General features: G+C 50.3%; 7 protein-coding genes and 3 pseudogenes. 1 reads left to right on the top strand and 9 read right to left on the bottom strand.

Annotated features, from left to right (window positions below; genetic code table 11):
* Positions 1-603: 603 nt before the first annotated feature.
* Positions 604-831 (bottom strand): hypothetical protein, encoded by a 228-nt coding sequence (locus ACXAC4_RS21265; RefSeq protein ID WP_475165181.1) that lies wholly within the window; start codon positions 829-831, stop codon positions 604-606.
* 258 nt (positions 832-1,089) lie between these two features.
* Here ACXAC4_RS21265 and ACXAC4_RS21260 point away from each other — a divergent pair, with 258 nt between their 5' ends.
* Positions 1,090-1,869 (top strand): ZIP family metal transporter, encoded by a 780-nt coding sequence (locus ACXAC4_RS21260; RefSeq protein WP_475165182.1) that lies wholly within the window; start codon positions 1,090-1,092, stop codon positions 1,867-1,869.
* A 333-nt stretch (positions 1,870-2,202) separates the two neighbouring features.
* Here the strand turns inward: ACXAC4_RS21260 and ACXAC4_RS21255 are convergent, their stop codons facing one another.
* The 8 genes and pseudogenes from ACXAC4_RS21255 to ACXAC4_RS21220 all read right to left on the bottom strand — a co-directional run.
* On the bottom strand, positions 2,203-3,126 hold the full coding sequence (locus ACXAC4_RS21255; protein ID WP_475165179.1) for a ThiF family adenylyltransferase: 924 nt from the start codon (positions 3,124-3,126) through the stop codon (positions 2,203-2,205).
* Entirely contained in the window at positions 3,074-3,223 is a 150-nt protein-coding gene (locus tag ACXAC4_RS21250; protein WP_475165178.1) for a ThiF family adenylyltransferase, read from the bottom strand. The genes ACXAC4_RS21255 and ACXAC4_RS21250 overlap by 53 nt, the downstream gene beginning before the upstream one ends.
* Positions 3,220-3,987: a thiazole synthase gene (locus tag ACXAC4_RS21245; protein WP_474971618.1), complete on the bottom strand. Its 768-nt coding sequence runs from the start codon at positions 3,985-3,987 to the stop codon at positions 3,220-3,222. The genes ACXAC4_RS21250 and ACXAC4_RS21245 overlap by 4 nt, the downstream gene beginning before the upstream one ends.
* Positions 3,988-3,989: 2 nt before the next feature.
* Positions 3,990-4,193 carry a sulfur carrier protein ThiS gene (gene thiS / locus ACXAC4_RS21240; RefSeq protein WP_474968224.1) on the bottom strand — a complete coding sequence of 68 codons (204 nt, stop codon included), beginning with the start codon at positions 4,191-4,193 and terminating at the stop codon, positions 3,990-3,992.
* Between the two features lie 12 nt (positions 4,194-4,205).
* Positions 4,206-5,316 (bottom strand): annotated as a pseudogene (gene thiO, locus ACXAC4_RS21235) (glycine oxidase ThiO).
* The gene (locus ACXAC4_RS21230) at positions 5,280-5,921 is read right to left on the bottom strand and encodes a thiamine phosphate synthase (RefSeq protein ID WP_475165176.1); all 642 of its coding nucleotides are present in this window, start codon (positions 5,919-5,921) and stop codon (positions 5,280-5,282) included. Before ACXAC4_RS21230 ends, thiO begins: the two are co-directional and overlap by 37 nt.
* Before the next feature lie 155 nt (positions 5,922-6,076).
* Positions 6,077-6,675, bottom strand: a pseudogene (locus tag ACXAC4_RS21225) (EscU/YscU/HrcU family type III secretion system export apparatus switch protein); the annotation flags it as partial.
* Between the two features lie 3 nt (positions 6,676-6,678).
* Positions 6,679-6,801 (bottom strand): annotated as a pseudogene (locus ACXAC4_RS21220) (flagellar biosynthetic protein FliR); the annotation flags it as partial.
* Positions 6,802-6,856 lie beyond the last annotated feature (55 nt).

The following is a 6,856-nucleotide window of genomic DNA, read 5'->3' as shown; positions in this document are numbered from 1 at the left end:
AAGGTTAACGACGGTTAGATTCACCTCTTACACAGCACCTAGGCAAAAGCATCTTGCTCTAATGTTGCGTAACTATAAATAACCCCTTGATAGAAAAACTCAGGCATAAACCGCACTGTGTTTCCTGAAGGTAAAAGGAGCTTAGCGGTATTTGCAAGTTGCTTAGCGTCTATCTCTGTTATAGCGAATTGATGATGGCTTTGTAATTTGACTAAGGCCGCTTTTCTGCTGCCAGAGATATTAATTCTACCTAGGCTGTCATACTTTGCTGCTGCACCAATAAATCCGATGATTTATTGGTGCAGCAGCAAAGTATGACAGCCTAGGTAGAATTAATATCTCTGGCAGCAGAAAAGCAGTTAGTCAAATTACAAAGCCATCATCAATTCGCTATAACAGAGATAGACGCTAAGCAACTTGCGACCCACTAAGCTCCTTCAGGAAACGCGGTCCGGTAGCCTATCAAGGGGTTATTTATAGTTACGCAACATTAAAGCAAGATGGCTTTCCTAGGTGCTGTTGAGGTGGGTCTGACCGTTCATTTTAACCTTTATGCGTATTGTCGTTTACTCGTCAGTTACGTATTGCTAAGGTTAATGAAACCTAAGAAGGCACCGTATCCAGCACCTCATTTGGCAAGAATACCCATGGCCCGCAGCGCACTGAGCGCTTCCCTGATCGCTGACCGGCCGACATCAAAGCTTTTTTGGCCAAAGCTTCCACACTGTCCAGCTTATCCCCCGGCTTCAACCGACCTTCCTTTAAAGATTCCAATAACGAATCCGCTACCTGTTCATAAATTTTCTTTCTCCGAATCGGTTTATACTCCACGCCACTTCCCCCAACCCTATCTTTTAGATTTCAGATTTACTGTCTTCTTTCCATTCTTTGAAAGCGCTCACGGAAACACAACAAAAGATTCGGAAGGTTTTTAAAGACACCAGAAAGGTTAAAGGAACGCAGGCTGTATTTTTGACGTTTTTTCTTAACGTATGTAAAATGACCGCATAAACAAATTTTGCACGAAGGCAACTTTTCGAAAGGTGATGAACTCATGATTGAAGCGTACTCAAGGAAATGAACCCTGTGATGCAGGCCTTTATCGGTACTCTTATTCACGTGGGGCATGACGGCTCTCAGGCGCCGCTCTCGTCTTCTTCGTCAAGGGTGCCAAATCAAAAGTTTCTCGATAGCATGCTGGCGTTTGCCGGCGGGGTGATGATTGCGGCGAGTTACTGGTCATTGCTTGCACCGGCTATTGAAATGTCTGAGAATGGTCCTGTACCAAGCTGGATTCCAGCCCTTGTCGGTTTTTTACTGGGCGGAGCCCTTCTATTGATGATTGACCGGATGCTTCCGGCTTTGGACACAGATAAGTATTTGAATGACATCAAGGATAACCGTGCTAAAAACCGGACCGCCCTGCTCGTCTTTTCCATGACGCTGCACAACATCCCGGAGGGACTTGCCGTCGGTGTAGCCTTTGGTGCGCTTGCCTCGAGCGGAACGGAATCGACGCTTGCCGGAGCGGTCGCCCTGGCGCTTGGTATCGGTATTCAAAACTTCCCGGAAGGTACAGCCGTATCCATGCCGCTCCACCGTGACGGGATGGGCAAGAAGAAAAGCTTTATGTTCGGGCAGTTTTCCGGCATGGTCGAACCAATCGCGGCCGTCGTTGGTGCCGTTGCTGTGATTTTCATCGAACCGATTCTCCCCTATGCCTTAAGCTTCGCTGCCGGGGCGATGATTTTCGTCGTGGCTAAGGAAATCATCCCGGGTTCTCATGAAAAAGGGAACGTGAACCTCGCTTCGATCAGTCTCATGCTCGGTTTCGCCATCATGATGACGCTCGATGTCGCGCTGGGGTAACGATGTGCTTACCTATTGGAAGAACTGCTCCCTATATTATGCAGAGTGGTCACCTTCCGCTTATCGGTGGATGCTTGCCGCGGGCACGGCCTCAGCTAACTTGGGCAGGAAAACCACCTGCCCAAGTGGATCTTCGGCTCGCGCTGTTCCCGCAGGCGTCACCACCGAACACTCCACGAGACCTTCACTAAATGACGAGATGTAAATAGGGATGGGTTGACTTGAACGCTCATCAGCTTAAAGCGGTTTGCCGGAGCTTCAGGAGGCATTAGAAAAGAACACGTGCTCTCTACAAATGGAAAAAAGCTCAGAGACAGGGTCTCTGAGCTTTTTTTATCCTGTATACCGATGATAGAGGGTTTTGGCTTCGGCTACACTCTGGGTTCCGTGAATGAGGGCACGTCCGTCTTTAAAGAACACCATCCGCTTATCCCCGGTCGTAAACGAAAGCAGGTACGGGTTCTGTTCCACCTTGCCCTCCTGACCGGACAGGGTCTCGGCGAGCACGGTCAGGTTCCATTCCTGCTTCGATGCCGGGCGGATCTGCACAGAGTCGCGCCCGCAGAGGACAGCTGTCTTCATCTGCTGGTCATAGGATAAGAACGGATAGGATGCCTCCCGGCCGCAGGACGGACAGTCATCCTTTTTCACGCTGGAGACGCCGATGGCTGAATGCTGGTTCGTCCATAGATCAAAAGAAACGAGTTTCTTCCTGACAGCGTCCCAGTCTTCGACTAACAGTTTCATAGCTTCTGCTGTCTGATGAGCGGTCACCATCTGGACCGCTGGACTGATAATACCTGCGGTGTCACATGTCAATCCTCCAAGCGGCACCTGCTCCATCAAGCAGTGCAGGCACGGCGTTTCTCCCGGAAGAATGGTATAGCTGATGCCATAGCTTCCGACACAGGCCCCGTAAATCCACGGGATCTGATGCTTTTGGGCAAGATCATTGATGATCATCCGGATATCAAAATTATCAGTGGCATCAATGATGACATCAACGCCCTCCAGAAGGGGCTCCAGTTCAAGCGGTGTCGCATCGACGACTTTTGCATCAATGATGACCTCACTGTTTACCTGCTCCAGCCTCTGCCGGGCAGCGACCGCTTTCGGAAGCCGGGTCTCTGCGTCTTTTTCTGTATACAGCTGCTGACGCTGAAGATTGCTCCATTCCACATAATCCCTGTCAAGGATCGTCAGTTTATCCCACCCCGGCGCGCACAAGATTTTCAGCGGCTCCGGTTCCGAGGGCACCTGCCCCGATGATCAGTACATGTTTGCTGCTGATTTTCTCCTGCCCCTTTTCCCCGATGGGCTGGAACAGAGTCTGTCTTGAATATCGGTCGTTCATGTTCGGCTCATTCCCTCCATTGGACTGCTGGCCGCAGCATAACGCTTTTTCGGGATCCTCCCTGCTTCAAATCCAAGCCGTCCTGCCTGTATGGCAAGCTTCATCGCTTCCGCCATTTTCACAGGATCATCGGCGGCAGATACAGCAGTATTCAACAGCACACCATCAGCGCCAAGTTCCATCGCCGCTGCTGCATCGGCTGGTGAACCGATGCCCGCATCCACAATGACCGGCACTTCGGCCTGTTCAATAATCAAATCCAGCTGATGCGGATTGAGAATCCCCTGCCCTGACCCAATCGGGGACGCCCCTGGCATTACGGCGTGGGCTCCCATTTCTTCCAGTCGTTTTGCAAGGACGACGTCATCCGACGTATAAGGAAGAACCGTAAAGCCTTCCTCCAACAGCATTTCCGTCGCCTTCAACGTTTCGACCGGATCGGGCAGAAGCGTTTTTTTACAGCCGATTACTTCTACCTTAATCATATCGCAAAGTCCGGAAGATTTGGCTAATTTTGCATGCCGCACCGCCTCTTCAGCATTTTCCGCCCCTGCCGTGTTAGGCAGAAGTGTATAACGGCCGACATCGAGCTGTTGAAGCAGGTCCGGCTGCTGCGGTTCAAAAATATTCATTCTCCGGACGGTAAAGGTAAGGATATCGGTTTCCGATACGTCTACAGCCTTTTTCTGCGTTTCAAAATCAGGATATTTCCCTGTCCCCAACAGCAGTCGTGAGTTAAACGTGAAATTTCCAATCTTAAGCATGATTATCCCCCTCCTACGAATTGGACCAGTTCCATTTGATCGCCTTCATGCAGCTGTGAATGGCCGTGCTCGCTTTTTTCTAAAATGGTGTCGTTCAGTTCCACCATCACCACTCGGTTATCCAATTGAAAGTGGCTCAGAAGCGTACGGACATCAGCCAGGTGGTCAGGAATCTCATGCCACTCGCCGTTAATTTTCACATTCATGATGATCCTCCTTTATAACGTGATGAAGCTTTGTCCACTCGTCACCCAGTCCGGCTCCACCGGCTTCCCTTCGATTTGGTCCGCCACCAGCGTTCCAGTCACCGCCGAAAGCAGGATGCCGTTCCGGTAATGGCCTGTCGCCAGCCACAGCCCCTCTTTTTCAGGATGTGGACCGACATAAGGAATGCCGCTTTTCGTCTGCGGCCGGATTCCGGCCCACGTAGCTTCCATTTCGGCATTCCGAAGTGAAGGAACGAGGCGTCGGGCTTTTTCCATCAATTGAAAAAGGCCCTCTACAGTAACGGACTCGTCGAAGGAACCCACCTGTTCAGTGGCGCCGATAACGAGGCGGTTTCCCGCCTTCGGAACGATGTAGCAGCCTTTTGTGAAAAGGGTCCCTGTGATGAGCGGCCGTTTCGTCCGGACAGAAAAGCACTCCCCTTTGACCGGGTACGTTTCCACAATGGTGCGTTCAGCATTCAACAGCGAAGCACTCCACGCCCCGGCAGCTGCGATGACCGCATCCCCTGTATACGTGCCTCCGATGGTGTTGACATCCAATGATCCGACCGTTTTCTTCCACCAAACCGGTGACGTCCGTGTGTTCCAGGAAATCCGCGCCGAGCGCTGCGGCCGAAGCCGCATACGCTTTTGTCAGCTTTGGTGCGTCTACCTGTCCGTCTTCCGGCAGGTATAATGCTCCTGTAATCCTGTCGGAAAGAGACGGCTCTGTATCACGCATTTCATCACGATCGATCCACCGGGCTGTTTCACCGACCGCTTCCTGCGATTTCCCCAGCTGCTTCCACGCTTCCTTTTCCTCATTCGTAAGGGCAATTTTATACAACCCTTTCTGCTGGAGTCCGATATCCACCCCGCTGAGTTCTTTCAATTCAGCTGCAAGAGAAGGAAACATCGCCCGGCTCGTTCTCGCCATTTGAAAAAGCGGATCGTCCCCTTTCCATTCGGACTGAGCCCCAAGCATGCCGGCGGCGGCGCTTGATGCTTTCTGTCCAGTTTTCCCCCGGTCGATGACGAGGACTTTTTTCTGCCGCTTAACCAGCTGATACGCAATAGAATTCCCAATCACTCCACCACCCACAACAATTGCGTCATAAAACATCCCTCCATCTCCTTCCCAGTCGGTATTGATAACGGCGGACCGCCTTTTCCGCATCGTCTGCTAATAGAATGCCGGATAGTACAGCCGCTCCCGACGCTCCAAAGGGCTGAAGACGGCTGACATTTTCCGGTGTCAATCCCCCTATCGCCGGTGACAGGCAGCGAGACTGCCTGTGTGACCCTCTGCAGAGCCTCGAGCCCGCGTCCCGCCGATCCAGGCTTGGATGCTGTCTCAAAGACATGTCCGAACAAAATAAAATCTGCTCCCCGTTTTTCTGCAGTGACAGCTTCTTCTACAGAATGGACCGAACACCCGGCGTTTAAAAAAGGAAAAGCCCGCTTAACCTCTTCGACCGGAAGACTGTGTCCGGACAGCTGCACGTGAGGCACTGCTTTTGCCACGGCTACATCCACCCTGTCATTGATGACGAGCTTTTCGGTTGGAAACCCAAGGTCTGTCAAAGCATCTACAGTATCCGCCACTTCACTTGCGGACCACTGCTTTTCACGAAGATGGAAGAAATCAATCATCGGTTCAATCGCAGCCACCCTTGTGCACAGTTCCTCCCTGGACTGCCGCCCTGTGGAAATGACGTGCAGTTTCATTCACGTCCGGCTGCGATCGACTGAGGTGCTGACGCAGGAAGTTACCAAAGTCCATTTAACCTTCACGATGACGGCAATGTTCCGGGGGGGAACATTACATCTATTCGTTCAGTTACGTATTGCTAAGGTTAACGACGGTTAGATTCACCTCTTACACAGCACCTCGCCAAAAACATCCAAGCCAGAATTTCTAGGGCATGAATAATTGAACTTGGGACCTGCTCAATACTCAAGTGTAGAATTTCATAAAAAAACATTTGTATTAATAAAATTGCGAAGCCAGCAACCAATACAAATTTAAGAATAGCTTTCACTAACTCTATGGCTGCTTGAGGACCCAGCATACGCTTGATCCCTTTCATAGGAGACATCTTGCTTGCCTTGGGTGCAGCTGCTTGCCAACTGAAGTTAAAGCCTCCCAGCAAAGTATTCCCAACGATACCTGCGATTGTGATGATAAATACAAACATAGCCATCGGAAAAAATAACTCAGAAAACATTTCTCCCCAAACAGAGAACATTTTCGTGGTGTCGTAAGTTTCATTTCGATTCAATGTTAGCCCACGACCCATAATGTTATAGAGGCCTTTCGCGATTGCAGGTCCATACATTAATAAAGCAATCGCTGAGAAGATCAGCACGAAAGTAGTGCCAAGTATCCTTTGAACGGGCAACTTGCCCTTTCTTACGAGACTCATTGTATTTTTTTATCTGTGGGTTCTTCGGTCCTCTCTTGACCAGAATCTTCAGCCATTCTCTACACCGTACAGCCAATTAAATTACAAAGTAACTCTGTCATTTTAAGCCACTGAAATTCATATTCCACAATGAGGCTACCCAGAGTCGCCCATATACTCATTAAACCAGCAACAAGCGTAAATGCAAGGTGCTGTGTAAGAGGTGAATCTAACCGTCGTTAACCTTAGCAATACGTA

The sequence above is a fragment of the Pseudoalteromonas sp. AWM4_233 genome (assembly GCF_056158285.1).
The sequence above is the reverse complement of the archived record's forward strand: the minus strand, read 5'-3'. Positions and strand labels throughout refer to the sequence as shown.

What these genes read in the sequence shown, in the direction of transcription:
- ACXAC4_RS21260 (WP_475165182.1), top strand. Translation starts at nt 1,090, where the DNA reads ATGCAGGCCTTTATCGGTACTCTTATTCACGTGGGGCATGACGGCTCT.
- ACXAC4_RS21250 (WP_475165178.1), bottom strand. Translation starts at nt 3,223, where the DNA reads ATGAACGACCGATATTCAAGACAGACTCTGTTCCAGCCCATCGGGGAA.
- ACXAC4_RS21245 (WP_474971618.1), bottom strand. Translation starts at nt 3,987, where the DNA reads ATGCTTAAGATTGGAAATTTCACGTTTAACTCACGACTGCTGTTGGGG.
- thiS (WP_474968224.1), bottom strand. Translation starts at nt 4,193, where the DNA reads ATGAATGTGAAAATTAACGGCGAGTGGCATGAGATTCCTGACCACCTG.
- ACXAC4_RS21230 (WP_475165176.1), bottom strand. Translation starts at nt 5,921, where the DNA reads ATGAAACTGCACGTCATTTCCACAGGGCGGCAGTCCAGGGAGGAACTG.